We start from the raw sequence: 26,613 nt of genomic DNA on the forward strand, positions 1-26,613 counted from the left end.
CGTGTTTCGAACCGTAATGAGCGACGAACATGGGAGCTTCTCCGAGATCCGTCAGTCGGTCGACGGCCACTCGATGAAGGGGCTCCTGCGCTACTGCATCCCCTACTGGCGGCGCCTGAGCGTGGGCACCGTCGCCGCGTTCGCGGTTCGGTTGTCCAGACTCATCCCACCGCTGTTGGTCGGGGTCGCCATCAACCGCGTCATCAATCAGGGAACCGGGGAAGGAAGCCTCCTCGTCGACGCCGGCCTGATTCCGGCAGGCCGGATCACCGGCGAGGCCGCACGAATCGAGTTCCTCCAGCAGTTGGTAATCATCGCCGGCGCGGCCTACGTCGTCCGGTCGGTGGCCCGGTTCGCCTCGCGGTACCTGTTCATGTCCACCGCCCAGAAGGTCCAGCGCGACCTCCGGAACGACACGTACGACCACATTCAGCGGCTCTCGCTGGGCTTCTTCGCGACACACCAGACGGGCGCGATGATGTCCGTGCTGAATCAGGACGTGAATCGACTGGAGCAGTTCCTCAACACTGAGATCCGGCAGGCAATCCGCGTCGTTGCCACCGTCGGCGGCATCGCGGCGATCATGTTCTACCTCTCGCCGAAAGTTGCGGTGATCGCGCTGGCGCCGGTTCCGATCATCGGCCTCGCCTCGGGGAAGTTCCTGACGTGGATCGAACCCAAGTACCGGGGCATCCGCGAGACGGTGTCGCGGCTGAACTCACGGCTGGAGAACAACCTCGGCGGCGCGCGAGTGATCAAGACGTTCAATCGATATGACTTCGAACTCGACCGGGTCTCCGACCAGAGCGAGACGTACCACGACGAGAAGGTCGGCGCGATCAAGATCCGTCGAGCGTTCTTCTCCTCGCTCCGGGTGATCACGGGGCTGGTGTTCGTCGCGATGCTCTGGGTCGTCGGGAGCGACATCGTCATCGGCTCCGACGCCGCGCTCAAGGTCGGGTCGGTCGCCGTCTTCTTTATGCTGCTGCGACGGCTCTACGCGCCGATGCGCCGGGTCGGGAAGACCGCGAACAAGTATCAGCTCGCGAAATCCTCCTCCGAGCGCGTGTTCGGAATCCTCGGTCACGAGCCAGAAGTCACCACGCCGGCGGACGCCTACGTCCCCGAGGACGTCGACGAGCCACGCTCGTCTGCCAATCAGACGCAGTCTGATGACGTCGAGGGCCACGTCGAGTTCGACGACGTGACGTTCAGCTACGACGGCAGCGAGGCGATTCTCGACGGCGTCGACCTCGACGTCGAGGCGGGCCAGACGGTCGGCCTCGCCGGCACGACCGGCGCGGGGAAATCGACCCTACTGAAACTCCTGCCGCGGTTCTACGATGTGGACTCCGGCGCGGTGCGCGTCGACGACATCGACGTGCGCGAGTGGGACCTCGCGAGCCTGCGCGAGCACGTGGGCATCGTCGAGCAGAACCCCTACATGTTCTCCGGGACCGCGGAGGAGAACATCGCCTACGGCGACCTCTCGGTGCTCTCGGGCGAAGATGAGGGCGTGAGCGACGCCGTCGTCGACGCCGCGAAGGCCGCGGAGGCCCACCAGTTCATCACCGACCTGCCGGAGGGCTACGAGACCCAGATCGGCGAGCGCGGGGTGAAGCTCTCGGGCGGGCAGCGCCAGCGGCTGGCCATCGCCCGCGCGCTGCTGAACGACCCGGAGATCGTGATTCTGGACGAGGCGACCTCCGACGTCGACACCGAGACCGAGGAACAGATCCAGCAGAGTCTGGATCGCCTGACCGAGGACCGGACGGCGTTCGTCATCGCCCACCGGCTCTCGACCATCAAGGACGCCGACCGAATCGTGGTGATGGAGGAAGGGCAGGTCGCCGAGACCGGGAGCCACGACGAGCTACTCCGCCAGGACGGCGACTACGCGAAGCTCTGGGGGATGCAGGCCGGCGGCAGCGGGTCGGCCGGGGTCGCTTCGGCGGACGACTAGCTCTCGGGAGTGGGTTTTCGGACCGGCGCTGCGACGCTCGCCAAGGGGCTACCGCCGGCTCCAGTAACTATAGATGCTCCCTCCTCCCAGAGGGTAGCGACGCAATGAGTGGACCGGTGCAGCACCTGGGCACTGAAGAGCGCTACTCGCTGTCCAGCGACTGCACCGACCGGGAACTCCTCTCGGTCGTGAAAATCTACGCCCGGGAGGTCGTCGACGCCCACGACCTCGCGGTCGCGGTCAGTTCCGTAGAGTGGGATATCAGCCACCGCGCGAAACGACGGGCAGGCGCACTATACCACGCGGATGGGCAGCCTGAGAGGATCCAAATCGCCCGACGCCACTTCGACAACAGCGGGTGGCTCGCAGTCGCCAGCACGGTCCGACACGAACTCATCCACGCCCATCTCGTGACCACCGGAGAGGGATCCGGCCACGGGGAGACGTTCAAGCGGTTCGCCGAAACGCTGGACACCAGCGTCCACTGCGAGCGGTTTACCGAGCCGAAATACTGGGTCCGCTGTGACGACTGCGGTCGGGAGATCGCTCGGTACAGGAAGTCGAAGTTGGTCAAGCAGGCGGACCAGTACCGATGCGGTGACTGCGGCGGTCGGTTCAGCGTCGTGAGTGGCGGCGCAGAACTGTCCGGGTGAGACCTAGCCCGTTGAGAGTCGAACGTTCCTGAACAGCGGTCATCGACGCCAACCGAGAAACCACACTCCTGCGGCCTTCGGAACGGCTTTGACCCCCAGCACACAATCCCCACCTGAATGAAGGTCTTCGGCTCCAGCGGCACCCGCGGGGTCGCCGGGGAACAGCTCACCGCCGAGTTCGTGCTCCGGGTCGCGAAAGCCGCGGGGACGGTCTGGGACACCGACCGCGCCGCCATCGCCCGGGACACCCGAACCACCGGCGAACAGTTCGCCAACGCGGCCGACGCCGGCCTCACCGCCGTCGGCGTCGACGCCGACCGACTGGGCGTGCTCCCCACGCCCGCGGCCGTCCGCTACGCCGAGGTCGAGGAGATCCCGGCCGTCGTCGTCACGGCCTCCCACAACCCCCCGGAGTACAACGGCATCAAACTCGTCGGCGCCGACGGCGTCGAACTCCCGGTCGCCGAACTCGAACGCGTCGAGGACTGCCTGCTCGGCGAGACGTTCGACGAAGCCGGCTGGGCCGAGGTGGGCGAGTCCACCCGGATCGACGGCGCCCGCGACGACTACGTCGACGAACTGGTCGCCGGCGTCGACCGCGAGGCCGTCGCCGACGCCGACCTCACCGTCGCGCTTGACCCCGGCCACGGCGCCGGCGCGCTCACCAGCCCCGAGTTCTTCCGCCGGATCGGCTGTGACGTGGTGACCGTCAACGGCAACGCCGACGGCCACTTCCCGGGTCGGGATCCCGAGCCGGTCCCGGAGAACCTCGACGATCTGGGTCGGCTGGTCCGGGCGACCGACGCCGACGTGGGTATCGCCCACGACGGCGACGCCGACCGCGCCATCTTCTTCGACGAACACGGCGAGTACATCGAGGGCGACGCCTCGCTGGCCGCGCTGGCCGCCAAAGCCCTGGAACCGGGCGACGCCACCGTCGCCGCAGTCAACGTCTCCCAACGCCTCGTCGATGTCTGTGACGACGTGGGCGCGGATCTCGAACTCACCCCCATCGGCGCGACGAACATCATCACCCGGATTCAGGAACTACAGGCCGCGGACCACCGAGTCCCCATCGCCGGCGAGGGCAACGGGGGGATCTTCTTCCCGGACTTCCGGCTGGTGCGGGACGGCGCGTTCATCGGCGCGAAGTTCCTCGAACTGCTGGCGACCACGGGTGCGACCGCCAGCGCGGTCGTCGAACCCTACACCGCCTACGAGAACGTCCGGCGGAACCTCAGCTACGACGCGGAGTCCGAACTCAGCGCGATGCTGGGCGCCGCCGAGCAGTACGCCGAGGATGCCGACGTGGAGGCCAGCACCGTCGACGGTTACCGACTCGACTACGGCGACGCGTGGGTGCTGGTCCGCCCTAGCGGCACCGAACCCAAGGTCCGGATCTACGCCGAGGCCCGCGACGCCGCCCGCGCGGCCGACCTCGCGGACGCCGTGGAGGGCGAACTCCGCGCCGCAATCGGGGACGACTGACCGGCGCCGACGCGATTTTCGCTACTGCCGTCCGTCGATTCGCCCCCGGTGGGTTCTGATCGCATCCGCCCTTTTCGGCGTGACACGTGCTTAATCTTCGAGTGCCTGCTCCAACCGGGCGCGGTCCTCGCGGAGCCGTTCTTCCTCGGCCGCGTACTCGCCGTTCTTGAGCGCCTCGCGCTGTTCGGGCGTGAGTTCTTCCTCGGCGACGACGGCGTCGCGGATCCGGTCGTACCCCTCACGGCGAGCCAGCGACTCGAGATCCCGGGCCAGCGCGACCGTCTCCTCGTCGGCGAAGCGGCCGACGACGGCCACCAACTCCGCCGCGAGATGCTCCAGCCGGTCGGCCGGCGGCGGCGACCCGACGGTCAACGGCTCGGCGTCGATGCGGTCGAGGTAGGTGCGGTGGACCGGCACCGTCGTCTCGAACGCTGTCGGGTCCTCGACGTAGTGTGAGAGCTTCGACCCGGAGTACTGCGCGTAGGAGAGCAGCGTCGGCAACGGCTCCTCGCCGACGGCCTGGGTCCGGACGTACTCCAGCAGGTCATCCGGCGGTCGCTCAAACTCGACCAGCGGGTAGAGCCGCGTGGTCTCGATCAGATCGAGTAGATCACGGACCGGCGTCGACTCGGCGTAGTCGTCGAACGCCTCGCGGACCGCGTCGTCGTAGCGCTCGATGGGGTCGGTGAGATCCTCGGTCGGCGCCGAGAGGTCGGCGTCACCCAGCCGCCGGAGGTCCGCGAGTTCGTCGAGCCGTCGGTCGATGGCGGAGAGGCGAGTGGTGACCGCCCGTTCGGCGTCGTCGACGCGCTCGCGGGCGGCCTCGCGGCGGTCGAGCAGGTCCGCGATCTCCCCGGCCGGCGCGATAGCCTCGCGGGCGCGCTCGAAGTCGCTCTCGGAGATGGTGCGCTGATCGACCGCCTCGTTGGCCGTCTCGAACCCCTCGCGTTCGGGGAGGTCCTCGGGGAGGCTCTCGACCAGTTCGGCGAACTGGCTCTGGAACTCCAGATACGCCTCGAAATCCCCGGTTCCGGTCGCGGAGTCCTCGTAGCGATGGAACAGCCGGGTCGCCTCGCCGACCGCGTCGGCGACGGCCTGCACCGACTGCTCGCCGTCGCGCTCGATCTCCGCGGCGATCTCGTCGCGCTGGGCCCGGGCCTCGCGGAGTTCCGCGAGCAGGTCGTCGGTGCTTGGCGTCGTGGGGAGCGGCTCATCGGCAATCGTCATTCGTAGACTGCGTCGGGGTCGAACAGTTTCTCGCCGGTGTTGGCCACTTGGACGGTCTCGCCGCCCTCGGCCGACTCGACCGAGCGGTGGAAGCAGGAGTGGTGGCCGGTGTGGCAGGCGCCGCCAGCCTGCTCGACGACGTACAGCAGGGTGTCGGCGTCGCAGTCGACCCGAACGTCGACGACCGACTGGGTGTGGCCGCTGGAAGCGCCTTTCTCCCAGAGTTCGTCACGGGAGCGGGAGTAGTAGTGCGCGCGGCCGGAGTCAACGGTGCGCTGGAGCGCCTCGGGCGAGACGTAGGCGAGCATCAGCACCTCGCCGGTGTCGGCGTCCTGTGCCACCGCGGGGACGAGGCCGTCGTCGCCGAAGTCCACGTCGACCGTCTGGAGGTCGGACATAGGGGAGGGTTGGCCCTCCCGCGTAAAGAGTGCGCGGGCGGCTCCGACCATAGAGTCATCACGGTGGGGCCGAACGGGTGGGGTATGACGGACGACAACCGGGACCCGGTCGGGAGTCGGCCCGAACTCGGCGACAGCCTCGACGACCGCCTGCTCGCGTTCAGCGAGACGCTCATCCGCTATACGGAGGTGATCGCGGCGGTGGTGCTGGGGGTGCTGTTCGCGGTCGGCGTGTTCGACCTCGCGCTACAGATCGTCCAGAGCGCAGTCGCCGGCGCCATCACCGACCCGCTGGTCGTGGTCGGCTTCATCGACACCGCCCTGCTGCTGCTCATCATCGTGGAAGTGTACCAGACCGTGCTCGCGTACACCCACGAGTCCGACACCCGGCGGATCGTCCGCCTCGTGATCTATACGGGCGTCATCGCGATGGTCCGGAAGGCGATCATCTTCCGCACTGGCGAGTACGCCACCGAGTCGGCCGCGCTGTTGGCCGCGGGCGCGTACACGCTGATCATCCTCGGACTCGCCACGCTGCTGGTGGTCGAGCGGCGCAGTTAGGCCGTCCCGAGCGCCGTCAGCACGCTGTACAGCAGGTCGCCGTAGGTCAACGCGATCACGAGGCCGACGAACATGGGGACGATAAAGGGCATCCCCGGGGAGAGCCAGACCTCGTCCTCGGAAACGACGGTGTCCAGCCCCTCGTGCAGCGTCTCGGCGTCGGTGCCGTACGACGGCCCCTCGAGTTCCTCGAGGAAGCGCGCGGCGGCCCAGGGGTCGTCGTAGTCGTCGTTCGGTTCGAAATCGGAGGATTCCCCATCTACCGGTCCGTGTTCCACGCCCTCGGCGTCGACGGCGCCGTCGGTCGGGTCGAACGTCTTCGCGACGCTCGCCGGGTCGCGGTAGCGCTCGGGGTTCGCGCGCAGGTCCGCAAGCGAGACGCCGCGCCAGCGGAGATACATCCGGAGCGCGTCGACGTCCAGTCCCGAGCGGGTGATCCCCGATCGGTCCTCGAACAGCCGCCCGTGGTGATCCGTGAGTTCCTCCACGGGGACGACGCGGGCGAGGAACATCACGGGCGAGAGCCGGCCCGCCAGCGCGTTCCGGGCCGCCAGCGCCACCGGGAACAGCGCGCCGACGAGCACGGTGTTTGTCAGCACCGTCAGCGAGAACACGCCGACGAGGGTGGGTTCGGCCGGAAGCACCGGCGGTAGGGCGGTGCCGAACACGCTGACCGGCGGGTAGTAGGCGGGGTAGGTCGGGAACAGCACAGCCAGCGCCATCAGCGCCTTGGCGTCGGCGCCGCCGAAGCCGCCCAGCCGCCAGAACACGTACGCAAGCGGGATGACGAAGCCGACACTCACGAGGACGCGGAACAGCTGGAGGCGGGCGAACGCGCTCGTGAACGGCGCCAGCGCGTACAGATCCGCGGCCAGCAGCGCGAGGCCGAGGCCGCCGATGGCGTACCAGATCCAGTTGGGAACCCGGCGCGTGCGCACGTCCCGGAGCGCCGCCCAGCCAAGCAGGGGGACCGCGAGCAGGCGCAGGCCGTCGCCGAGCGAGGCGACCGTGCCGAACATACACCGAAGCCTGCGGCGACAGCCAAAGCGTTTTGGGAACCGATCACTCCGCCCGGTTCGGCAGTCGTGCCGTCGAGAGCCAGAACTCGGTGAACGCGTCGATGGTGCTGATGAACTCTTCCGGATCGACTGGTTTGGTGAGATAGGCGTTCGCGCTGTGGTCGTAGGACTCGGCCACGTCGGTTCGGGCCGCCGAACTGGTGAGCACGATCACGGGGATCCGGCACAGATCGGGGTCCTGCTTCAGCGCCGCCAGCACCTCGCGGCCGTCCTTCCGGGGGAGGTTCAGGTCGAGCAGGACGATGTCGGGCCGCGGGGCGTCGGCGTGCGCCTCGCGCCGGTAGCAGAAGTCGAGCGCCTCGACGCCGTCGTCGACGACGTGGAGCGTGCTGTCGGCGTCGCCCTGACGGAACGCCTCCTGGGTCAGACGCACGTCGCCAGGGTTGTCCTCGACGAGCAGGACGTCGGCCTCCTCGGGGTCACTCATCGTACCCACCCCGGATCGACGGTTCGGTCGCCTCGGCGACCGCCGGGAGCGAGAAGCTGAACGTCGTCCACTCGCCGGATTCGGAGTCGACGTGGATCTGGCCGCCGTGGCGCTCCACGATGCGCTGGCAGAGCGCCAGACCGATGCCGGCACCATCGGTCTCGCGGTGGCCGTAGCCCCGCTCGAACACCTCGAACACGCGGTCCTGCTCGGCCGGGTCGATGCCGATGCCGTCGTCGCTCACCCGGATGCGCCAGCGGTCGTCCACGCGCTCGGCGTCGATCCGGACCGTCGGCGGGTCCTCGCCGCCGTACTCGATGGCGTTGTCCAGCAGGTTCTGGAACAGCTGGTGGAGCTGGTTCGGGTCGCCGTTGACGGTCGGGAGCTCCTCGGCCACGATCTCGGCGTCGTGTTCCCGGATCGCGACCTGGAGGTCCGCGCGCACGTCCGCGAGCACGTCCCGGAGCGAGACGGGCTTCATCGGGCTCCCCTGGGTTTCGACCCGGGAGTAGCTCAGGAGGCGCTCGATCATCTCGCGCATCCGGTCGGCGCCGTCGACGGCGAACGAGAGGAACTCCCGCCCGTCCTCGTCGAACTCCTCGGCGTAGCGGGCCTCGATCAACTGGAGGTACGAGGAGACCATCCGGAGGGGCTCCTGCAGGTCGTGGGAGGCCGCGTAGGCGAACTGTTCGAGGCGCTCGTTCGAGGCCTCCAGATCCGCCACCAGTCCCTCGAGTTCGCGCTGGTAGCGGCGGCGCTCGATGACCTCAGCGAGGATGTTGGTGACGCTCTGGACGAAGCTAACGTCCTCCTCGGTGAACGTCCGGCGCTCGGTATCGTGGGCGCCGAGGATCCCCCATGGCTCGTCGAACGGGCCGATCACGGTGCTGATGCCGCTCGTGAGCCCGTGATCGGTCAGCAGTTCCGGGCCGTCGAAGCGGTCGTCGGTCGCTAACTCCTCGACGACGATCGGGCAGTCGTTCTCCAGCGTGTAGGCCGCCTGGGAGTCGGCATCGACCGCGGAAACAGTGCCCGTGCCGACGATGCCGTCGTCCCAGCCCACCCCCTGCCGGAGCAGGAGTTCGTCGGCGCCGGCGTCGAGATCGAGCACTTCGGCGTTGGTCACGCCGAGCGCGTCCGCCACCGCCCGGACGGCCTCGGCCATGAGCGCGTCGATATCCTCAGTTTCGAGCGCCGACTGGCCCAGATCCGCGACGACCTGCTGCTGGCGCGCGCGGCGCTCGAGTTCGCGCTCGCGCTCGATCCGGTCGGAGACGTCGCGTCCGATCCCCGCCAGCACCGTCTCACCGCCGGGGTGCTCGAGGATCGAGGCCGCGAACTCGTAAGGGATCGTCTCGCCGTCGGCGCTCCGGAGGTCGATCTGGATCTGGATGCTGCCGGTCTCGAACCCCGCCTCGATGCCGTCGGCGATCCGGTCGGCCTCGTCGGCCGCGAAAAACTCCGCGGCCGTCATCGATTCGATCTGCTCGTCGGCGTAGCCAGTTACCTTCCGGAGGCTGTCGTTCCAGCGCCGCACGTCGCCGTCGGCGCCGACCACGTAGAAGATGTCGTCGACGCCGTCGAGCACGTGTTCAGTGTACTCGGTGTGGCGCTCCAGCCGCTCGTTCGAGTGCTCCAGTCGGTCGACCCCGTCGGCCAACTCGTCCTGTGCGTCCCGGAGCTCCGTGCTCCGGCGGTCGAGTTCGCGCGAGCGCATCTTCGCCTGGCCGTCGTAGATGCCGACCGCAAGCCCCGAAACGGCGCCGAAAGCGGTCAACAGCGGCGAGGAGACGATGGGCATCATCAGGTCGCTTGCCGGCTGGAGGTGATAGAGCACGAGCAGCGCTCCCGTCGTCGCGAAGCCGAGCAGACACCAGCCGACGACGCCGGCGTAGAGGTCTGGATCGAGATCCGTGTCAGAAAGGCGAGAGCCGCCGGAGACGAGCAGCGTGCCGGGGACCGCGATCATGGCGCTCACGAGCAGCAGGCTGACCACCGGCACCCCCCGGCTGAAGTGGTCCACCGCCCACCCGCTCACGAGTACCACGTACATCCCCCCGATAGCACTGATTACGCGGCCTTCCCCGACGCGGGCGAGGAAGCGCGTCCAAGTCCCCATGCTGCCTCTACGTGGGGCTATCACGGTAAAGGGCATTTCGGCCGCGGGGGGTAGCCTTATCCCGAACGGACCAGACTGACGACTATGTCAACACGTTCGGTCAGTGGTACGATCCGCGGTCTCGGGAAGCGAGCCAACCCGGCGTTCGCGGGCGGCGTCGTCGGTGTCTCGCTGCTCGCGCTGGGCTACGTGCTCTCCGGGGAGGCCTCCGTGGAGGTTCACACGTACGTCCACGTGATGGCGGGGCTGCTCTGGACCGGGACCGACCTGTTCATCGGCACGGTTCTGGGCCCCGTGATCGGCGGGCTGGACAAGGAGGAGAGCGCCGCGGTGTTCACGCGGCTGACGCCGAAGACGACCTTTTTCCTGCCCGCGATGGCGCTGCTCACCATCGCCGGCGGCATCACGCTCGCCCAGCGACTGGGCTACTTCCCGAACAGCGAGCCGTGGCTGGCGCTGTTCACCGCCGCGAACCTGATCCCGGCGCTGCTGCTGGCTGGCTGGCGACTGAACGTCTTCGGCGACCGGCGCTGGCAGGCACTGTTCGGCGTCGCCGCCGTCGGGTCGCTCGCGTGGGTGGCGACGGCGGTCGGCGATCTGGCGTCCATCCCGCTGGTGGTCGCCCTCTCGCTGGGCATCGTGACGCTGCTCTCCGTGCTGGGGTTTGGCTTCCTGCTGCCCGGCGAGATCCGGATGTATCAGGAGATGACCTCGGCGGACCCCGACTCGGGGGTTATCGCCCGGATCGGCGCGCGGAACGCCAAACTCGGCGGCCTGCAGGGCGTGATGCAGCTACTGCTGATCGGGCTGATGGTGTCGCTGCGCTGGAGCGTGGTCTGAGCGCCGGCACGAACGGGGAAAACGGTGTCAGCCGGCCCGATCAGATGACGCGGTTCTGGAGGTAGTCGAGGTGCTTGGCGTTGTAGACGATCTTGACCTCGTCGGCGGCCGGCGAGCCGATGCAGGTCAGGCGGACGTCCTTATCCTCGACCTCCTCGTCGCTGAGGATCTGCTGCATGTCCATGTCGATCTCGCCCTGCTTCACGATGGCAGCGCAGTTCGCACACGCGCCGGCGCGGCAGGAGAACGGCCAGTCGTAACCCTGGGCCTCCGCCGCCTCGAGGATGTACTCGCCCTGGTTCACTTCGAGCGTGCCGTAGTCCTCGGCGTCGAGGCCCGCGTCGGCGGCCTGCTCGAACAGGTCGTCGTCGTCCATCGACCAGCCGTGGTCGTCAAGCACTTCGTAGTTGAGGTATTCGACGGTTGGCATCACGCCGCAGTTCACCTGCCACCGTATAGGGTTTTGTGGTTCGCGTCGAGAAAAACGGCCAAATCCGGCGGATTAGGCCGGCCGAAAGGCCCGAAACGCCTTTGCCGGCCGCGGGCCTAATTCCGGGTTCAGCCGCGTAGACGGAAGCGGTCGACCGCCTCGCGGTGTTCCCGGTCCCACGTCAGCGCCCGTTTGGCGGTCCACTCCACCGGTTCGATCTCGGTGGCGGCGACGCGCTCGGCGTCGGCGACGCTCCCCCCGCGGGCGAGCGTGACGTGCGGGACGTAGTTCCCACCCTCCAGCGCGTCGACGACCGGGAACTCCTGACAGAGCCGGCGGTGGAGCTGCTGGATCCCCTCGCTCTCCACGCGGAGATACACCACCGGCCCGCGGCCGTCCGGCGGGTCCGCGAAGTAGTCGATGCCGTCGATCCGGACCGGGAACGGTTCGGTCTCGTCGAGCACGCGGCGGAGGCGCTCGCGCACGCCGCCGCCACCCTGGCTCCACGTGCCGGCCTCGATGCGTTTGACCACCAGCGTATGGCGCTCGCGCACCTGCTCGAAGGGCGTGAGGCCGGGGTGGAGGCGGTCGGCCAGCCGTTCGACCGCGGGCGGGATGCGAAGGTTCACGACTGGACGGGGGAGACGGCGCTATCGAGACGACGGTTCACGGCGAGAACTGGGCGGTCACGGGGCAAAAACGCGTCGGCGCGGCTCAGATGCGGTCGAGCAGCCAGAGGATCACCAGCACGATGATCAGGAAGCCCAGCAGGTCCGGGAGCAGGCCGAGCAGGCCGGTGAACAGTTCGAGCACCTCGCCCAGTAGCTCGATGACCAGCCACACCACCACGAGCACCAGGATCAGCTTCAACAGGTCCTCGGCGCCGATGTTGCCTCGTCGATTCATACGGGCTTCTCCACGGGGCACCCGCAAAAGGTCTGCGGCCGAATCGATCGCATGGGGCAGTCATTCGGGGGATCTGGCCGGAGCGGCCCGGACGGCAACGCCTTTACTCCACGACGCCGGAGGTTCGGGCGAATGGATCGACGGACCGTGATCGGGATCGCGCTGACGCTACTGCTGTGCAGTTCGGGCGTCGGCGCGGCCGCGGAGCTCCCCGCGCTGCAGACCGGCGACGTGGAGAGCGACACCGTGGTGCTCGAAGCCGCCGTTGAGGAGAACGGCGACGCGCGATGGAGCATCGAGTACCGGGTGGCCCTCGACGACGAGAACACCACCGAGGCGTTCGAGAGCCTCCAGCGCGACATCGAGCAGAACACCAGCGACTACCGGACACAGTTCGCCTCCCGGATGCGCAACACCGTCGCCGCCGCCGAGAACGCGACAGGTCGGGAGATGGCCGTCGAGAACGTCACCGTCAAGGCCAGTACCAGCCCGCTCAGCGGCGAGTACGGCGTCGTCCGCTACAGCTTCGACTGGGTCGGCTTCGCCGAGGTTTCGGACGACCGGATCGCGGCCGGCGACGCTATCGCGGGCATCTTCCTCGACGCCGACACCCGACTCACGCTGAGTTGGCCCGAGGGGTACGTCATCGACGTCGTCGACCCCCGGCCGGACAGCGAGGGCGACCGCTCGGCGACGTGGAACGGCCCCCAGGAGTTCGACGTGGGCCAGCCACGACTCGTGGTCCGGCCGGCCAACTCGCTGCCGCCGTGGGGACCGGTCGTCGGCGTGCTGCTGTTCGCTGGGGCCGGCGCCGTGTGGTACTACCGCCGCCGGACTGGCCGGCCGCCGGGCGAGATGGCCGACGAGTCGGGATCCGGCGGCGGGAGCCCGGCAGCAGGCCAGAGCGAGCAGCCAGCAGCCGAGAGCCCATCGGCGTCGAGCCCCACGGCCGAGGAGTCCGCCGGCGAGGGAGCGCCTGCATCGGCCGAGCAAACCGCGGCTGGCGAGGACGCCACCGGCGCCCTCGGCCCGAACGCGGGCAAAGAAACCCCGGAAGAGCTTCTCAGCCCCGAGGAGCGCGTGCTGGGGCTGCTAGAGCAGCAGGGCGGGCGGATGAAACAAAAGACCGTCACCGAGGAACTGGACTGGAGCGCCGCGCGCACCAGCCAGGTCGTCGGCAGCCTCCGGGACGAGGGGAAAGTCGAATCGTTCCGGCTGGGCCGGGAGAACGTCCTGAAGTTCCCCGAGACGGACGAACCGGAGTAACGGCCCGCCTTCGGGGCGTTAAGCTGGGTTAATCCCGGTGAAGGCGGGTGGAGCGAGTGGACGGTTTTTAGGGATGTACCGCCACGTGTCGAGTATGAACCGAGCCGTCGCGGTCGTCGTCGCGCTGGTGGTGCTCGCCGGCAGCGTGCCAGCGGCCGCCGCGCTGGCAGACACCCAGACCGAGAGCGACGGGCCCGCGCCGGGTGCGTCGCTCGCCGGCGTCGTCGGCGTCCAAGAGGCCGAAATCGACAACGAAGTGGCCGAACGGACCCTGAACCAACAGTTCTCGGCCGCCGAGTCCAACGCCTCGAAGGCCCGCGTCGTCGCTGATCAGTCCCAACAGCTCTCCGGTCGTCTCGACGCGCTGGAGGCCGAGAAAGAACGGATCACGCAGGCCCACGAGAACGGCACCATGAGCCGCGGCGAGTACCAGGCGCGCCTCGCCGCGCTCGGTGCCGAACTGCAGGCCCTCGAGAAGCGCGCGAACCGGACCGCCGAGGCCGCCGAGTCGCTGCCCGAGGAGTCGCTGCGAAGCAACGGCGCGAACGTCAGCGAGGTCCGCACACTGGCCCAGCAGGCCAACCGCACCAGCGGCGGCGAAGTCGCCGAAGCAGCACGCTCGATCGCCGGCGAGGACGCCGATGAGGGGCTCCGCGGCCCGTCCAACGCCAGCGAGCGCGGCCCGGCGGACGAGGTCGATGAGCGCCCCGACGACACGGAGAACGAGACAGAACGGTCAAGCAGGCCTGATAACGGGAACGATGCTGGCCAGGGAGACGGCCAGCAGAACGTGACCACTGGCCCGCCCGAGAACGAGACCGACCGCGGGAACGGCGAGGACGCGCCGGGCAAGAACGACTCCGAGAACGGAGCCCCCGGCAACACGTCCGAGCTGCCCGACGGGAACGAAACCGCCGGACAGGACAGCAACGCGACGGACACGGCCGGGAACGAGTCCTCGCCCGGGGGCGGCGACGATGCGACCACCGATCAGCCGGACACCACCGGCGCCGAGGCCGGGAACAGTACTGACGGCAACACCGGCGACAACGACTCGGCCGGCGACAGCGACACGACCGGCGGCACGAACGACGACGCCGACGGGACGGACGGTGCGCAACCGACCACTGACGGCACCGAGACCGAGTCGGGGTAGAAGCTCTTTTCGCTGACCCCAGCAGTTCGTGGCGCTTAGAACTCCGGATCCGGTTCCGGGACGACGCCCTCCTCGTCGCCACTGTCGAGGTCGAACTCCTGTCTGAGTTCGCGGATGCGGTCGCGGATGTCGGCCGCGAGTTCGAACTCCAGATTGTCCGCCGCGGCCTCCATGCGGTCCTCTAACTGCTCGATCTGGCGGGCGGCGTCGTCGGCGTCGCTCACCTCGCCGCCGGTCGTTCCGGACGTATCGGTCTTGCTGCCGGGGAGGTTCGTCTCCCCGATATCCTTCTCGATGGTGCGGGGTTCGAAGCCGTGCTCCTGGTTGTATCGCTGTTGGATCGCCCGGCGGCGCCGGGTCTCCTCGATGGCGTCCTGCATCGCGTCGGTGCGCTCGTCGGCGTAGAGCACGACCTCGCCGTTGACGTTCCGGGCCGCACGGCCCATCGTCTGGACCAGCGTGGTCGTCGAGCGCAGGAACCCCTCCTGGTCGGCGTCGAGGATGGCCACGAGGCTGACCTCGGGGATGTCCAACCCCTCACGGAGGAGATTGATGCCGACGAGCACGTCGATCTCGCCGAGGCGGAGCGAGCGGATGATCTCGTGGCGCTCCAGCGTGTCGGTCTCGTCGTGCATGTACGCGACGTTCACGCCGGCCTCCTCCAGATACTCCGTGAGGTCCTCGGCCATGCGCTTGGTCAGGGTGGTGACGAGCGTTCGCTCGTCGCGCTCGATACGCTCGTCGATGCGGCCCATCAGGTCCTCGACCTGCCCTTCGGCGCTCGTAATCTCGATGGCGGGGTCGACGAGGTGCGTCGGCCGAACGATCTGTTCAACGATCTGGTCGGAGTTCTCGCGCTCGTAGTCGCCCGGCGTCGCCGAGACGTACAGCGTCTCGTCGGTCTTCTCCTGGAACTCCTCGAACGTCAGTGGGCGGTTGTCGTAGGCCGTCGGGAGGCGAAAGCCGTTCTCGACCAGCGAGTCCTTGCGGGACTTGTCGCCCGCGAACTGCCCCTTGATCTGCGGGAGCGTCTGGTGGGACTCGTCGACGACGGTGAGGAAGTCGTCCGGGAAGTAGTCGAGCAGGGTGTAGGGCGCCTCGCCCTGCTCGCGGTCCGAGAGGTGGACCGAGTAGTTCTCGATCCCCGAGCAGTAGCCCGTCTCCTGCAGCATCTCGAGGTCGAACGTCGTGCGCTCCTCGATGCGCTGGGCGGCGACGAGGTCGCCCTGTCGCTCGAAGTGACGCACGCGCTCCGTCATCAGGTCCTCGATTTCGGCCATCGCGTTCTGGAGTCGCCCCTCCGGGATCGAGTAGTGCTCCGCCGGGTGGAGCAGGACGGCTGGCTCCTCGCTGACCACCTCGCCTTCGAGGGTGTTCACCTTCCGGATCCGGTCGACTTCGTCGCCCCAGAACTCCACACGCACGGCGTAGCGGCCGTACATCGGGAAGATTTCGACCGTGTCGCCACGGACGCGGAACGTGCCCTGCGTGAAGTCCACGTCGTTGCGCTCGTAGTTGAGGTCGACCAGTTGGCCGAGCAGTTCGTCGCGGCCGATCTCCTCGCCCTGCTCGATCCCCAGGGACATGTCGACGTAGTTGCGCGGGTCACCGAGGCCGTAGATGGCCGAGACGGAGGCGACGACGATCACGTCGTCGCGCGTGAGCAGCGACCGGGTCGCGGAGTGGCGCAGGCGGTCGATCTCGTCGTTGATCGACGCGTCCTTCTCGATGAACGTGTCTGACTGCTCGACGTACGCCTCGGGCTGGTAGTAGTCGTAGTAGGAGACGAAGTACTCGACGGCGTTGTCCGGGAACAGCTCCCGGAACTCCTCGTAGAGCTGTGCTGCGAGGGTTTTGTTGTGCGCGATGACCAGCGTCGGCTGCTGGATCTCCTCGACGGTCCAGGAGACGGTGTTGGTCTTCCCTGACCCGGTCACGCCCAGGAGCGTCTGGGTGTCCATCCCCTCGCGGAACCCCGACGCCAACTGCTCGATGGCCTCGGGCTGGTCGCCCGCCGGCTCGAAGGGGGCGTCGACGCGGAACGGGCGCTCGGCCTCCGGTCGGTCCGGCGAGAGCGGACCGCTCTGTGAGTCGCTCATTACCGGAAACAGGGTATCAACGGACTTGAGCAGCCCGGTCGTGTGAACAGTTCACGATGTGGCCGCCAGCGCAGTAACGGCTTTCTGCCCGGCGGCCACAGGACCATCCATGCCCGACGACAGACTCCGAACCGCGAGCGAGGAGTTACGACAGGCCAGTGCCGCCGCGGCCGACGATGAGGCCCAGCGTCGCCTCTACGACCTCTCCGACCAGTTCGCCACGCTGGCGTCCGCCGACAGCGGCCCCGACCACGGCCGCCTCGCTCGGCACCTGAACGCGCTGAACGAACTCCGCGACGGCGCCGGCGAGGACGTGACCGCCCACATCGACGCCGCCGAGGAAGCGATCACCGCCTACCGCGAGACGGTCGACGGCGTGTAGCGCACTCCCACAGACCCCTCTATTTCGTATGGAGAATCAGAGAGGTCAGCAGACGTTCTTGGGTTCGACGCCCATCGCCTCCAGCGTGTCGACGTACCAGTCGTAGGCACCCGCTACCACGTCGGCGCCGGCCGCCCGGGCTGCTTCCCAGTCGGCCTCGTCCTCGGCGTGGTCGGCAAGTAGCTCGGCCGCGTCGTCGCGATAGTCGCCGAGTTCGGCCCGGAACTCGCGGAACTCGTCGGCGCTCTTGCGGTCGGCGTCGCCGACGAAGAAGCCGACCAGTTGGCCCGCGATCTCCTCGAGGACCAGGAACGCCGCGGTCATCGCGGCCTGGCGGTCTGCCGGATCGACTGGCGCGAGCGAATCGGCGACGACGTCCGTAGCGGCTGTGTCGTCCCCAGAAGCCGCCTCGCTGTCGAAGTTATCGGCGTATGTTGCCGCAAAATCGGCAGCCGCGTCGAAGAGGTCCGCGTGCTCGCCCTGCGCGTCTTCGGCCCACTCGTTCAGCACCGGTGCGAGCGCGTGGAGTTCGCGGGCAGTCCCGGTTCGGACTGCGTCGCCTTCCATCTCGCCGCCGGTGAGTGCGTAGACGGCTTTCGAGGAACCGAGCCGCGAGAGTTCGGTTTGGTGGGCAGCACGGAGGTCGTCGCGGAAGCTGTCGGCGTCCATACGCCGACGGTGGGCGAGCAGGCGCTTGTAGCCCACGGAAGCGACGGCCCCGATTGGAGGGCTTATTCCGCGTCGCCGGTCTCGACGGGCGCGCCGACGAGGTTGCCCCACTCGGTCCACGAGCCGTCGTAGTTCACGGTCGCCTCGTAGCCCAACAGTTCGTGGAGCGCGAACCACGCGATGGAGGAGCGCTCGCCGATGCGGCAGTAGGCGACGACCGACTCGTCGCCGTCGATCCCCTCCGCGCCGTAGAGGTCACGGAGTTCGTCGGCGGTCTTGAACGTCCCGTCGTCGTTGACCGTCGCGGCCCACGAGATGTTCTTCGCGCCCGGGATGTGGCCGCCGCGCTGGGCCGTCTCGTTGAGTCCCGGCGGTGCGAGCACCTCGCCGGAGAACTCCTCGGGCGAACGAACGTCGACGAGGGGAACGCCGCGGTCGATGGCGTTCTCGACGTCCTCGCGGTACGCGCGGATGTCCTCGAAGGGACCGCGAGCCGTATAGTCCTGTTCGGAGAAGTCGGGCTCCTCGGTCGTCGTCGGATAGTCGTTCTCGACCCAGTAGTCCCGGCCGCCGTTGAGCAGGCGCACGTCCTCGTGGCCGTAGTAGTTGAACTGCCAGTAGGCGTAGGCGGCGAACCAGTTGGAGTTGTCGCCGTAGAACACGACCGTCGAGTCGTTGGCGATACCGTGCTCGCCCAGCAACGACTCGAACGCCTCCTTATCGAGGATGTCGCGGGTGGTCTGGTCCTGTAGCTGGGACTCCCAGTTGAGGCCGATGGCGCCGGGCGCGTGGGCCTCCTCGTAGGCCTCGGTGTCGACGCTGACCTCGACCAGCCGCAGGTCGGGGTCGTCGCTCTCGAACTCGTCTAAGCGCTGCTCCACCCAGTCGGCGGAGACGAGCGCGTCGGTCGCGTACTCTGAAGACATAGTCACGCCGATATATGTTCGGAGCCCACTTAAACGCCAACCCACCGGCGGGGTTCGCCGGGCTCTCGGACGGCCACTCTCGCCCTCGACGCTGCGGATTCCGCGGGAATCCCGGTGTCGAGACCCCGGCGGCTAAGTCGGCTCGGGCCCTCGGTCCGCGCATGAATCCGTTCGTCTCCGCGTCGTGGCTCCACGGGCGCGACGGCGTCGCCGTCGTCGACGTGCGCGACGCGTGGGAGTACGACAGCATCGGCCACGTCCCGGGCGCGGTGAACGTCCCGTTCGACCGTTTCCGCTCCGACGAGGGCGAGGCCGGAAAGCTCCCCCCTCGCAAGGACTGGGAAGCTCTCCTCTCAGAGTCCGGTGTCGCGACCGACGCCGAAATCGTCGCCTACGACGACACGCAGGGCGTGTTCGCCGCCCGGTTCGTCGTCACCGCGCTGCTGCTGGGCCACGACCCCAAGAAGGTCCACCTGCTCGACGGCGACTTCAGTTCGTGGCAGCGCGACCACGAGACGACGACCGAAACCGTCGATCCGACCCCGACCGAGTACGAGAGCGACCCCGACGCAGAGACCCCGTTAGTCGACTTCGAGACGGTGCAGGGCCTGCTCCCGGCCGCCGAGGCCGGCGACGTGACGCTGGTCGACACCCGCGAGGACTGGGAGTTCGCGGAGGGCCACCTCCCCGGCGCGGTGCAGTTGGACTGGCGGGAGGTAGTGGACGAGGAGACGCGGGGTCTGAAGCCCGAGGATGAGCTTCGGGACCTGCTCGAGGGTCGCGGGATCGTTCCGGAGAAACGAACGGTGCTCTACTGCAACACGGCCCGGCGAGTAAGCCACACCTACCTCGTGCTCCGGGAGTTGGGCTACGAGCGCGTCGAACTGTACGAGGGGAGCCTGACCGAGTGGCGCGAGCGCGGCGGCGAACTCGCCTCGGAGTAGCGTCGACGATCCCTACTTGTCGACGACCTCAACTCATCGAGGCCGCCTACTCGTCGATGCCGCCTACTCAATCCCTGTCTCGTAGTCGGAGTCGATCACGTCGTCCGGGTCGTGGGCCGCCTCGACACCCGGTGCCGCCGAGAGCAGTTCGACCGTCTCGACCAGTATCCCCACCACGAGCGTGCGCGTCCGGGCGAACTCGCGCTTCGTACCCCCTCGAGCGCGCGTACCGGCAAAACCGTACCAGCGGGGTCAGTCGAACCGCCGGCCGAGCGCTCGGGCGTTTTCGAACCTCGCGTCGTTGTTGAACAGCACGTACACCGTCTCGTGGTCGGCCCGGAGGTCGTCGACGCGTTCCGCCAGCGTGTCGAGTTCGCCGGCGTCGTAGTCGTACGCGTAGTCGTAGCGGTCCGCGTTGAGGCCGTGGAGACGGAGATACGCCGTCGAGTGGCTGGATACCGGGTAGTCCCGCAGGGGATCGACGACGTGGACCAGATCGAGGTCGGTACAGATCTCGGCGACCCGCTCGGTCTCGGCCAGCCAGCTACCCCGGGGCTCCCACGCGAGCGTGAGCCCCTCGCGGTCGATGTCGCCGAGGAACTCCCGCATCGCCGTCCCGTGCTCGTCGGTGGCGCCGAAACTCGGCGGCGTCTGGAGCAGAGCCACGCCGGCGTCGAGTGCGGCCGCGCGCTCGGCCGTGCGACGCCAGGCCTCCCGTACTGATTCAGTCGGTCTGAGGCCGCCAACCTCGTCGCTGTCGAGTGCATCGTCGTCCTCGACGTCCTCGCGCTCGCCGTTCCACGTCGGGCTACGCCACTCGTGAGTCAGCGCCTGCCAGCCCTTCGCCGAGAACTCGAACCCTTCGCCGGCTTCCTCGCGCCAGCGCTCGGCCGTGGACTGCTGGGGCAGCGAGTAGAAGGTGGTGTTGAGTTCGACGAGGTCGAACGCCGGGTCGTCGGCGTAAGCCGCGAGTTTGCTCTCGTAGCGCTCCTTCCAGCCCGACTCCGGGTCGTACCAGCGGTAGCCACAGGTGCCGATCCGGACCTCGCCGTCGGCCATCGGCCTACCGGCCCTGCTCCGGGCGCTCCTCCTCGTCCTGATCGACCTCGGCTTCGAGTTCGCGTGCCTCGTCGTCGGTGTGGAGCTTCTGTTCGGCCTCGTGGCGGTCCTCGCGCTGCTCCTCGAGCCACCCGAGCATTCGGTCGCGCTGCTCGCCGCGGCTCATCGTCTGGGGCAGCGAGTCGAACTCCGACTCCAGCAGGTCGTGGATCAGCTCCTTGACCGCCTCTTCGAGATCCTCGGAGACGTCGAGGGTCTCGACGCTGCCCGGGCCGTAGCCAGCGTCGGCCAGCGCGTTCCGGTTGAGTCGGCCGTCCTCGTCGACGACCGGGAGTTCCAGGTCCTCGTAGCTCTCCGGCGGGAACCCGGTCGCCGAGAGCAGGAAGTGGTCGTCGACGGCCACGACGCGGGAGTCGTCGAACGCCTGTCGAGACGGTTCCTCCCATCGCTCGGCGGTCGTGTCGTAGAACGTCGGCTCGTGGGGTTCGTATGCCATTGTTACGGCCGTCTGTTCGGCCGATCAGCGGAAAAATCTACTCGCCGATCAGACCACGCCGCTTATCTACCATCCAGAGAAACAACCAAGTAATGAGTAGAGACCGGATCGATAGACGGCGGTTCATTCAGACGGCGGGCGCGGCAGGCGTGACACTGCTTGCGGGCTGTTCAGCCGAACAGACCGGCGACTCGCCGACCGACACCACCGCGACCGACGGGGCGGGGACGACCGTCGGAACCCCCACAGAGGGGAGCGACACGCTGGTCGTCGCGACGTACGGTTCGTTCATCGACGCCGTGAGCAGCAGTCCCGGCGACTGGATCAAACAGCAGTTCGAGTCGGAGTTCGACGCCGATCTGGTCTGGCAGACGCCGCCCAACGAACTCGATCAGTACGTCCAGCGGGCCAACGCCGACGCCGAAATCGACGCCGACGTCTACGTCGGCCTGAGCGTCGACGGCCTGATCCGCCTCGACGAGAACCTCGAAGGCGGCCCGCTGTTCGCCGAGGCGCCGAGTCTCGACGGCCAGTCGAACGTGAAGGAAGGGCTCGGCTTCGACCCACAGGGCCGGGCAGTCCCCTACGACACGGGCTACATCAGCCTCGTCTGGAACGCGACCGCCGACAGCGGCGAGTTCGCCGCCCCCGAGACGTTTGACGGCCTGCTCGACCCCGCGTACGAGGGCGACCTGCTGGCCCAGAACCCCTCCACGTCGGTGACCGGGCGGGCGTTCCTGCTCCACTCGATCAAGGCCAAAGGCGAGGACGGCTACCTCGACTACTGGCAGAACCTGCAGGACAACGGCGTGCGCGTACTCGAGGGCTGGGACGCCGCCTACGGCGCCTACGGCGGGGGCGAGGCGCCGATGGTGGTCTCCTACTCGACCGATCAGGTGTTCGCCAACCGCGCCGGCGAACCGATGGCGGAACACCAGATCCGGTTCCTGAACGATCAGGGGTACGCCAACCCCGAGGGGATGGCCCAGTTCGCCGGCACCGACAGCCCCACGCTGGCGGCGTCGTTCATGGAGTTCATGCTCCGGCCCGAAGTACAGGCACAGATCGCGGTCCGAAACGTCGCGTTCCCGGCGGTCACCAACGCCGAGTTCGGGGGGGAGAACGCCGAGTACGAGCAGTACGCGCAGGCGCCCCCCGAGGCGGTCAGCTTCACCTACGACGAACTCAAGGGGAACGTCCAGGGCTGGATCGAGGACTGGAGCCGTCAGGTCGCGAGCAACTGAGGCCGGGGCGCATCGGGGTTCGGTAGCGCCCAAAGGCCGCTAGCCGAACCGTTTTCTCCCGCAGTCCCCGACCCTCGGTATGGATCTCTCCGTCGTCGACCTCTCCCCGGTCCCCGAAGGCGGCAGCGCAGTCGAGGCCTACGAGCAGACCGTCGACGCCGCCCAGCAGGCCGAACGGCTGGGCTTCGAGCGGTTCTGGGTCGCCGAACACCACGGAATGGCCGAGCGCCTCGCGGGCACGAGTCCCGAGGTGCTGCTGGGCCATCTCGCCGCCGAAACCGAGTCGATCCGGCTGGGGTCGGGGGCGGTGCTGCTGAACCATTACAGCCCGTTCAAAGTCGCCGAGCAGTTCGGCGTGCTCGACGGGCTCGCGCCCGGACGCGTCGACGCCGGGCTGGGTCGCGCGAACGGCTCGCCGGCCGTCGACCGCGCGCTCGGCACCAGCCGCCGGAAGACGAACCCCGACGAGGACCACCGCCAGAAGATCACGGCCGTCGTGAACCACCTCTACGACGATTTCCCGGACACCCACCAGTACGCGGACATCGAGATTCCGAGCTCCGACGCCGAGGAGCCCGTTCCGTGGGTGCTGGGCTCCAGCGCCTCCAGCGCGAAGATCGCCGGACAGCTCGGCCTCCGGTTCTGCTTTGCGGCGTTCATCCGCCCGCAGTTCGCGGTGCCCGCCTTCGAGGCCTACCGCGAGGAGTTCGAACCCTCGTCGCTCGCAGGGGGTATCGACGAGCCCGAGGGGATGGTCGCGCTGAACGCTGTCGCCGCCGAGACCGACGAGGAAGCTGCACGCCTGCGCGCCGTCGCGGAGGCGTCGTTCAAGCGGATGCAGCGCGGCGAAATCGGGACGACGCCGTCCGTCGAGGAGGCGATCGAGGAGCTTGGCGGGGTTCCGGAACCGACGCCGGCGACGCTCGACGAGGACGAGTGGCCCCGCGCGATTTCGGGGAGTCCCGAGACGATTTCGGGCCTGCTGGACCAGTTAGCCGACCGCGTGGGCGTCGACGAGATGATGATCCAGCACGTGGTGCCGGAGCACGATGCCGCGCTACGCTCCCACGAACTGATCGCCGAGGGTGTGGGTATCGAGTAACTGGCGAGGCGCGCCCTACGAACCGACGAGAGTTTGTGTGGCTCGGCTCCGTCGGCGACACCACCGCGGAGTAAGCATGGACTCTGGAGCCGTACCGCGGCCACAACCTCCCCAACCGACTCGCTCGGGCTAAACCCTCGCTTGTCCCTCGCGCTCGCCTCGCGCACGGAGGCGCGAGCGCTTCGCGCCACCGCCGCCGCGGTGCGGTTGCGGTGGACGCCTCGCGGGCGTCGGCCGTCGACGCCCGCGGGGGGAGGGTGCGTGGCCGACCGGAGGGAGGCCACGGTAGACCGAGCGGGGAGCGTCAGCGACCCGCGAGGAGTGGGGAATCGGCGCTGCGCCGTTAACGGGAGCGAAGCTCCCGTTCGCCAGCCGGACGTAGTCCGGCGACGTTGACGAGAGCGAAGCTCTCGTCTGCCAACCAGAAATCTATGATTTCTGGTGACCGGGCTTCAGGCCCGGCGCCCTGCGGTCGCAAGTAGTCAAGCATCGAGACGCTGTCGCTGTCCCGGTAGGCACCGATCGAAGTACCGTCTACGCGACTAACACAACAAATAGCCGACCCGAAAAGGCAGAAACCCAGCTAATCAGGGCGCGACGCCGACCGTCAGCAGCGTGCCCCACGTCCGGTAGCGCTCGACCATCGCCTCTCGAGAGCCAAACCCTTCGTGCGGGAACTCCTCCTCCGGCGGGATCTCGATCTCTCGGTCCGGAACGGTGTCCTGTTCGGCGACGTGGAAGCCGGCGTCGCGGAACGCCTCGCGGTACTGCTCCCGGTCCCAGCGGGTCATCTCCACCGAGATGTTCTCCTGCCACCCGTGCGAGGCGACGTTCTCCTCGTAGTAGTTCACCGCACAGTAGAACGTCCCGCCGGGCTTGAGCACGCGCTGGACCTCCGCTAAGGTGTGGTTCGGGTCGGTGGCGTAGTAGAACGCTTCCATCGAGAACACGTGGTCGAGCGAGTCGTCGGCGAACGGCAGGTGATCGAAGTCGCCGACGAGGAAACCGACGGCGTCGTCGTCGGTGTAGCCCGCCGCTTTCTTGGCCATCTCGGGGGAGCCGTCGAGGCCGTAGCCGGCGCCGATGCCGCGCTCGCGCAGCGCCCGCAGCGCGTAGCCGCTGCCGGTGCCGAGGTCGAGGACCGAATCGCCCGCCTCGACGGGTATGCGCGCGAGAATCGGCCGCGCGGTGTGCCAGTGGCGCTCCTCCATCCCCTGTTCACGGCCCGCGGCGGCCCACGCGTCGAACTCCTCGCGAACGCTCATACCCCGGGGTTTGGCCGCGGCGGGCAAAACCGATTCGGCTCCGGTTCAGCTCCAGTTCGACTCCTGTTCGACTCCTGTTCGGCTCCAGTTCGGCTCCGGTTCGGCACTGCTGGACGGCAGAATCGCCGCGTGTTTGAAGTCCACGCCCGCGCACCACTGTCTATGGAGTACGATCTCGCCATCGACGGCGCACCCGAGACGGTCCCGGCCGGGACAGCGCTACTGCTGCTGCACCCGAGCATCGGGGAGACCGACCGCGTCGACACGGAGTTCCTGAGCGCTGACACCGACCGGTTCTTCGTCGTCTCGACCAGAACCACCGCCCGCGAGGTCGAACAGAAACTCGACTACTACGAGGTCGACGAGTCGAAGGCGGTGATCCTGGACACGCTCTCGGTCGAACGGGGCTACTCCCGGCGCTCGGCGCCGAACATCCACTACGCTGCCGGCCCGGACGATGTCGAGGGAATCGTCGACCAGGTCGAGTCGTTCCTCGAGTCGACCGATGGCCGTCGCCGCATCACGCTCGACTCGCTCAGCGAACTCGCCTACTACGGCGACGAGGCCGCGGCGCTGGAGACCGCCGAACGACTGATCGAGTTGGTCGAGGATCACGACGCTGTCTGCATGTTCCACCTCTCCAGCGAGGTCCACGACGAGGACACCGTCGGCGCGTTCGCGGAACTGTTCGACGCGACGGTCCGCCTCGACGACGACGGGTCCGTGAGCTACGAACCTCGCGAGTAGTCGACTCCCGAACGCGCTGTGGGCGTCGGCGCCGCCACAGTTTTTTCGCCCGCTTGGTACGGATTTTTTCGTTTCCATCCGAAATTCGGGGGTATAGTGGCGGAGTGGAAAGGTTCGTTCCAGTCGAAACGGTTCGTGCAGTAGAAAGGGTGGTGGGGTGTTGAAACAGTGGTTGGTGTGGAAACGGTGGAGGGTAGTCGAAACAGCGGCCGGCAGCCGAACCGCTGCTACTCCACCAGCGCGTCCATCGTCTTCTCGGCCCACTGGACCGCGTACTCGGCGCCGTGGTCGCGGTAGGTCAGCGTATCGAGCGCCGCGAACGGCGCCGGCAGGTCGAGGCCGTGTTTGATCGCCGAACAAGCCAACTCCGTCGCCGCCGGGAACTCCGTCTCCCCGCGAGCCACCTCGCCGGGCAGGTCGTCGATGCGGCCGACGAGTCGCTCGCCGGCGTCGGCCCAGGCGTGGTGGAGTTCATCGTGCTCACTCTCCCACGCGCGGAACCGGTCGCGGGTATGGAGACCAACCCAGGCGTCGTAGAGCGCCATCGCGACCTGATAGGTGCCGGCGCCACCGAGGCCCAGCGCGTCGTCGAGTTCGTGGTACCGCTCGCCGAAGAAGGGGAGGAAGCTTTCCGGAACGCCCTCGTCGATTTCGACGAACGCCTCGGCCAACAGGAACGAGCGGAACCCCTCGGGAGTGCCTTCGGCGCGGGCTTTCACGAGCACCGTCGGTGGCTCGGTCTGTCGAGTCCAGACGACGGTCCCGTCGCCCGGGAGGCCGATAGTGAACTTCGTGCCGGCGTAGGCGTCCAGCTGGGCTGGCGCGTTCGCCGGGAGCCACGACTCGGGGTAGGCAGCCGGATCGAGCGCGTCTACCAGCAGGCCGAGTTCCTCCGCGACCTGCGGCGGCAGCGTCTCGAAGTCCTGCGCCACATCGAGGACGAGGGGCTCGGGAGTGATCTCGCGGTGCAGTCGCTGGACCGGGGGCGAGAGCGTCCGCTGGCTGAACATCAGGCCGAGAGGACGATCTGGAAGACCAGGGCGATCGCGAGAACCGCCGAGAGGCCGACTGTGCTGGTGACGATCTTCGTCGCCGTGCTCATACCTCCGACTGCGGCCCCGCTGCTGTTAACAGTTGCTGTCAGTCGGCGTCGAAAACCTCGCGACC

The 26,613-nt window shown here is 68.1% G+C and carries 28 protein-coding genes; 12 read left to right on the forward strand and 16 right to left on the reverse strand.

The features are described 5' to 3' along the window. Positions 1-16: 16 nt before the first annotated feature. From J2753_RS13860 to glmM, 3 genes are all read left to right on the forward strand, one after another. Positions 17-1,963 carry an ABC transporter ATP-binding protein gene (locus tag J2753_RS13860; RefSeq protein WP_209492655.1) on the forward strand — a complete coding sequence of 649 codons (1,947 nt, stop codon included), beginning with the start codon at positions 17-19 and terminating at the stop codon, positions 1,961-1,963. A gap of 104 nt (positions 1,964-2,067) precedes the next feature. Beyond that, positions 2,068-2,616, forward strand: a complete 549-nt coding sequence (locus tag J2753_RS13865) for a SprT-like domain-containing protein (protein ID WP_209492656.1) — start codon at positions 2,068-2,070, stop codon at positions 2,614-2,616. A 117-nt stretch (positions 2,617-2,733) separates the two neighbouring features. After that, positions 2,734-4,104, forward strand: a complete 1,371-nt coding sequence (gene glmM / locus J2753_RS13870; RefSeq protein ID WP_209492657.1) for a phosphoglucosamine mutase — start codon at positions 2,734-2,736, stop codon at positions 4,102-4,104. Between the two features lie 90 nt (positions 4,105-4,194). Here glmM and J2753_RS13875 read toward each other — a convergent pair whose 3' ends face one another. Beyond that, a complete protein-coding gene (locus tag J2753_RS13875) occupies positions 4,195-5,331 on the reverse strand; it encodes a DUF7118 family protein (protein ID WP_209492658.1) in 1,137 nt (378 codons plus the stop codon). Further along, the gene (hisI, locus tag J2753_RS13880; protein WP_209492659.1) at positions 5,328-5,729 is read right to left on the reverse strand and encodes a phosphoribosyl-AMP cyclohydrolase; all 402 of its coding nucleotides are present in this window, start codon (positions 5,727-5,729) and stop codon (positions 5,328-5,330) included. The genes J2753_RS13875 and hisI overlap by 4 nt, the downstream gene beginning before the upstream one ends. Before the next feature lie 84 nt (positions 5,730-5,813). Between hisI and J2753_RS13885 the strand changes: the two genes are divergently transcribed. Next, a complete protein-coding gene (locus J2753_RS13885; RefSeq protein WP_209492660.1) occupies positions 5,814-6,290 on the forward strand; it encodes a phosphate-starvation-inducible PsiE family protein in 477 nt (158 codons plus the stop codon). On the opposite strand, the gene J2753_RS13890 is transcribed toward J2753_RS13885, so the two are convergent. The 3 genes from J2753_RS13890 to J2753_RS13900 are packed head-to-tail and all read right to left on the reverse strand — an operon-like array spanning position 6,287 to position 9,915. Beyond that, entirely contained in the window at positions 6,287-7,309 is a 1,023-nt protein-coding gene (locus J2753_RS13890; protein WP_209492661.1) for an A24 family peptidase, read from the reverse strand. The genes J2753_RS13885 and J2753_RS13890 overlap by 4 nt on opposite strands. A gap of 43 nt (positions 7,310-7,352) precedes the next feature. Next, on the reverse strand, positions 7,353-7,796 hold the full coding sequence (locus J2753_RS13895) for a response regulator (RefSeq protein WP_209492662.1): 444 nt from the start codon (positions 7,794-7,796) through the stop codon (positions 7,353-7,355). Further along, positions 7,789-9,915 (reverse strand): PAS domain-containing sensor histidine kinase, encoded by a 2,127-nt coding sequence (locus tag J2753_RS13900; RefSeq protein ID WP_209492663.1) that lies wholly within the window; start codon positions 9,913-9,915, stop codon positions 7,789-7,791. Before J2753_RS13900 ends, J2753_RS13895 begins: the two co-directional genes overlap by 8 nt. An 84-nt stretch (positions 9,916-9,999) precedes the next feature. Between J2753_RS13900 and J2753_RS13905 the strand changes: the two genes are divergently transcribed. Continuing rightward, on the forward strand, positions 10,000-10,755 hold the full coding sequence (locus J2753_RS13905) for a hypothetical protein (RefSeq protein WP_209492664.1): 756 nt from the start codon (positions 10,000-10,002) through the stop codon (positions 10,753-10,755). 40 nt (positions 10,756-10,795) lie between these two features. Here the strand turns inward: J2753_RS13905 and fer are convergent, their stop codons facing one another. From fer to J2753_RS13920, 3 genes are all read right to left on the reverse strand, one after another. Beyond that, positions 10,796-11,185 (reverse strand): ferredoxin Fer, encoded by a 390-nt coding sequence (gene fer / locus J2753_RS13910; RefSeq protein ID WP_209492665.1) that lies wholly within the window; start codon positions 11,183-11,185, stop codon positions 10,796-10,798. Positions 11,186-11,313: 128 nt separating this feature from the next. Beyond that, positions 11,314-11,814 carry a 2'-5' RNA ligase family protein gene (locus J2753_RS13915; RefSeq protein ID WP_209492666.1) on the reverse strand — a complete coding sequence of 167 codons (501 nt, stop codon included), beginning with the start codon at positions 11,812-11,814 and terminating at the stop codon, positions 11,314-11,316. Between the two features lie 85 nt (positions 11,815-11,899). Further along, positions 11,900-12,091, reverse strand: coding sequence for a DUF7554 family protein (locus J2753_RS13920; RefSeq protein ID WP_209492667.1), 192 nt, complete (start codon positions 12,089-12,091; stop codon positions 11,900-11,902). Positions 12,092-12,223: 132 nt separating this feature from the next. On the opposite strand from J2753_RS13920, the gene J2753_RS13925 reads away from it, so the two are divergent. Both J2753_RS13925 and J2753_RS13930 read left to right on the forward strand, forming a co-directional pair. Next, complete coding sequence (locus J2753_RS13925; RefSeq protein ID WP_209492668.1) at positions 12,224-13,357, forward strand: helix-turn-helix transcriptional regulator; 1,134 nt, start codon at positions 12,224-12,226, stop codon at positions 13,355-13,357. A 94-nt stretch (positions 13,358-13,451) separates the two neighbouring features. After that, a complete protein-coding gene (locus J2753_RS13930) occupies positions 13,452-14,513 on the forward strand; it encodes a DUF7096 domain-containing protein (protein WP_209492669.1) in 1,062 nt (353 codons plus the stop codon). A gap of 35 nt (positions 14,514-14,548) precedes the next feature. On the opposite strand, the gene uvrB is transcribed toward J2753_RS13930, so the two are convergent. Next, positions 14,549-16,612, reverse strand: a complete 2,064-nt coding sequence (gene uvrB, locus J2753_RS13935) for an excinuclease ABC subunit UvrB (RefSeq protein WP_209492670.1) — start codon at positions 16,610-16,612, stop codon at positions 14,549-14,551. Positions 16,613-16,721: 109 nt separating this feature from the next. On the opposite strand from uvrB, the gene J2753_RS13940 reads away from it, so the two are divergent. Further along, complete coding sequence (locus tag J2753_RS13940) at positions 16,722-16,994, forward strand: DUF7553 family protein (protein ID WP_209492671.1); 273 nt, start codon at positions 16,722-16,724, stop codon at positions 16,992-16,994. Positions 16,995-17,039: 45 nt separating this feature from the next. Here J2753_RS13940 and J2753_RS13945 read toward each other — a convergent pair whose 3' ends face one another. Then, on the reverse strand, positions 17,040-17,663 hold the full coding sequence (locus J2753_RS13945) for a transcription antitermination protein (protein ID WP_209492672.1): 624 nt from the start codon (positions 17,661-17,663) through the stop codon (positions 17,040-17,042). A gap of 62 nt (positions 17,664-17,725) precedes the next feature. Further along, the gene (locus J2753_RS13950) at positions 17,726-18,589 is read right to left on the reverse strand and encodes a sulfurtransferase (RefSeq protein ID WP_209492673.1); all 864 of its coding nucleotides are present in this window, start codon (positions 18,587-18,589) and stop codon (positions 17,726-17,728) included. Positions 18,590-18,750: 161 nt separating this feature from the next. Between J2753_RS13950 and J2753_RS13955 the strand changes: the two genes are divergently transcribed. Beyond that, positions 18,751-19,533, forward strand: coding sequence for a sulfurtransferase (locus J2753_RS13955; protein WP_209492674.1), 783 nt, complete (start codon positions 18,751-18,753; stop codon positions 19,531-19,533). Positions 19,534-19,785: 252 nt separating this feature from the next. Here the strand turns inward: J2753_RS13955 and J2753_RS13960 are convergent, their stop codons facing one another. Both J2753_RS13960 and J2753_RS13965 read right to left on the reverse strand, forming a co-directional pair. After that, positions 19,786-20,592: a DUF72 domain-containing protein gene (locus tag J2753_RS13960; RefSeq protein ID WP_209492675.1), complete on the reverse strand. Its 807-nt coding sequence runs from the start codon at positions 20,590-20,592 to the stop codon at positions 19,786-19,788. Between the two features lie 4 nt (positions 20,593-20,596). Next, positions 20,597-21,088 (reverse strand): hypothetical protein, encoded by a 492-nt coding sequence (locus J2753_RS13965; protein ID WP_209492676.1) that lies wholly within the window; start codon positions 21,086-21,088, stop codon positions 20,597-20,599. 107 nt (positions 21,089-21,195) lie between these two features. Here J2753_RS13965 and J2753_RS13970 point away from each other — a divergent pair, with 107 nt between their 5' ends. After that, positions 21,196-22,332 carry a thiamine ABC transporter substrate-binding protein gene (locus tag J2753_RS13970; protein WP_209492745.1) on the forward strand — a complete coding sequence of 379 codons (1,137 nt, stop codon included), beginning with the start codon at positions 21,196-21,198 and terminating at the stop codon, positions 22,330-22,332. Between the two features lie 79 nt (positions 22,333-22,411). Continuing rightward, a complete protein-coding gene (locus tag J2753_RS13975) occupies positions 22,412-23,434 on the forward strand; it encodes an LLM class flavin-dependent oxidoreductase (RefSeq protein ID WP_209492677.1) in 1,023 nt (340 codons plus the stop codon). A gap of 587 nt (positions 23,435-24,021) precedes the next feature. On the opposite strand, the gene J2753_RS13980 is transcribed toward J2753_RS13975, so the two are convergent. Continuing rightward, positions 24,022-24,699, reverse strand: coding sequence for a class I SAM-dependent methyltransferase (locus J2753_RS13980; RefSeq protein ID WP_209492678.1), 678 nt, complete (start codon positions 24,697-24,699; stop codon positions 24,022-24,024). 162 nt (positions 24,700-24,861) lie between these two features. Here J2753_RS13980 and J2753_RS13985 point away from each other — a divergent pair, with 162 nt between their 5' ends. Further along, entirely contained in the window at positions 24,862-25,446 is a 585-nt protein-coding gene (locus J2753_RS13985) for a DUF7090 family protein (RefSeq protein WP_209492679.1), read from the forward strand. A gap of 227 nt (positions 25,447-25,673) precedes the next feature. Here the strand turns inward: J2753_RS13985 and J2753_RS13990 are convergent, their stop codons facing one another. After that, positions 25,674-26,456: a DUF7089 family protein gene (locus J2753_RS13990; RefSeq protein ID WP_209492680.1), complete on the reverse strand. Its 783-nt coding sequence runs from the start codon at positions 26,454-26,456 to the stop codon at positions 25,674-25,676. Then, complete coding sequence (locus tag J2753_RS14800; protein WP_449271809.1) at positions 26,456-26,548, reverse strand: hypothetical protein; 93 nt, start codon at positions 26,546-26,548, stop codon at positions 26,456-26,458. The genes J2753_RS13990 and J2753_RS14800 overlap by 1 nt, the downstream gene beginning before the upstream one ends. Between the last annotated feature and the right edge of the window lie 65 nt (positions 26,549-26,613).

The organism is Halolamina salifodinae, from assembly GCF_017874235.1.
In the GTDB taxonomy this organism is placed as follows: domain Archaea; phylum Halobacteriota; class Halobacteria; order Halobacteriales; family Haloferacaceae; genus Halolamina; species Halolamina salifodinae.

Excerpts from the sequence above, each read along its gene's own strand:
- J2753_RS13860 (WP_209492655.1), top strand. The coding sequence starts at position 17 with ATGAGCGACGAACATGGGAGCTTCTCCGAGATCCGTCAGTCGGTCGAC.
- J2753_RS13865 (WP_209492656.1), top strand. The coding sequence starts at position 2,068 with ATGAGTGGACCGGTGCAGCACCTGGGCACTGAAGAGCGCTACTCGCTG.
- glmM (WP_209492657.1), top strand. The coding sequence starts at position 2,734 with ATGAAGGTCTTCGGCTCCAGCGGCACCCGCGGGGTCGCCGGGGAACAG.
- J2753_RS13875 (WP_209492658.1), bottom strand. The coding sequence starts at position 5,331 with ATGACGATTGCCGATGAGCCGCTCCCCACGACGCCAAGCACCGACGAC.
- hisI (WP_209492659.1), bottom strand. The coding sequence starts at position 5,729 with ATGTCCGACCTCCAGACGGTCGACGTGGACTTCGGCGACGACGGCCTC.
- J2753_RS13885 (WP_209492660.1), top strand. The coding sequence starts at position 5,814 with ATGACGGACGACAACCGGGACCCGGTCGGGAGTCGGCCCGAACTCGGC.
- J2753_RS13890 (WP_209492661.1), bottom strand. The coding sequence starts at position 7,309 with ATGTTCGGCACGGTCGCCTCGCTCGGCGACGGCCTGCGCCTGCTCGCG.
- J2753_RS13895 (WP_209492662.1), bottom strand. The coding sequence starts at position 7,796 with ATGAGTGACCCCGAGGAGGCCGACGTCCTGCTCGTCGAGGACAACCCT.
- J2753_RS13900 (WP_209492663.1), bottom strand. The coding sequence starts at position 9,915 with ATGGGGACTTGGACGCGCTTCCTCGCCCGCGTCGGGGAAGGCCGCGTA.
- J2753_RS13905 (WP_209492664.1), top strand. The coding sequence starts at position 10,000 with ATGTCAACACGTTCGGTCAGTGGTACGATCCGCGGTCTCGGGAAGCGA.
- fer (WP_209492665.1), bottom strand. The coding sequence starts at position 11,185 with ATGCCAACCGTCGAATACCTCAACTACGAAGTGCTTGACGACCACGGC.
- J2753_RS13920 (WP_209492667.1), bottom strand. The coding sequence starts at position 12,091 with ATGAATCGACGAGGCAACATCGGCGCCGAGGACCTGTTGAAGCTGATC.
- J2753_RS13925 (WP_209492668.1), top strand. The coding sequence starts at position 12,224 with ATGGATCGACGGACCGTGATCGGGATCGCGCTGACGCTACTGCTGTGC.
- J2753_RS13930 (WP_209492669.1), top strand. The coding sequence starts at position 13,452 with ATGAACCGAGCCGTCGCGGTCGTCGTCGCGCTGGTGGTGCTCGCCGGC.
- uvrB (WP_209492670.1), bottom strand. The coding sequence starts at position 16,612 with ATGAGCGACTCACAGAGCGGTCCGCTCTCGCCGGACCGACCGGAGGCC.
- J2753_RS13940 (WP_209492671.1), top strand. The coding sequence starts at position 16,722 with ATGCCCGACGACAGACTCCGAACCGCGAGCGAGGAGTTACGACAGGCC.
- J2753_RS13945 (WP_209492672.1), bottom strand. The coding sequence starts at position 17,663 with ATGGACGCCGACAGCTTCCGCGACGACCTCCGTGCTGCCCACCAAACC.
- J2753_RS13950 (WP_209492673.1), bottom strand. The coding sequence starts at position 18,589 with ATGTCTTCAGAGTACGCGACCGACGCGCTCGTCTCCGCCGACTGGGTG.
- J2753_RS13955 (WP_209492674.1), top strand. The coding sequence starts at position 18,751 with ATGAATCCGTTCGTCTCCGCGTCGTGGCTCCACGGGCGCGACGGCGTC.
- J2753_RS13960 (WP_209492675.1), bottom strand. The coding sequence starts at position 20,592 with ATGGCCGACGGCGAGGTCCGGATCGGCACCTGTGGCTACCGCTGGTAC.
- J2753_RS13965 (WP_209492676.1), bottom strand. The coding sequence starts at position 21,088 with ATGGCATACGAACCCCACGAGCCGACGTTCTACGACACGACCGCCGAG.
- J2753_RS13975 (WP_209492677.1), top strand. The coding sequence starts at position 22,412 with ATGGATCTCTCCGTCGTCGACCTCTCCCCGGTCCCCGAAGGCGGCAGC.
- J2753_RS13980 (WP_209492678.1), bottom strand. The coding sequence starts at position 24,699 with ATGAGCGTTCGCGAGGAGTTCGACGCGTGGGCCGCCGCGGGCCGTGAA.
- J2753_RS13985 (WP_209492679.1), top strand. The coding sequence starts at position 24,862 with ATGGAGTACGATCTCGCCATCGACGGCGCACCCGAGACGGTCCCGGCC.
- J2753_RS13990 (WP_209492680.1), bottom strand. The coding sequence starts at position 26,456 with ATGTTCAGCCAGCGGACGCTCTCGCCCCCGGTCCAGCGACTGCACCGC.
- J2753_RS14800 (WP_449271809.1), bottom strand. The coding sequence starts at position 26,548 with ATGAGCACGGCGACGAAGATCGTCACCAGCACAGTCGGCCTCTCGGCG.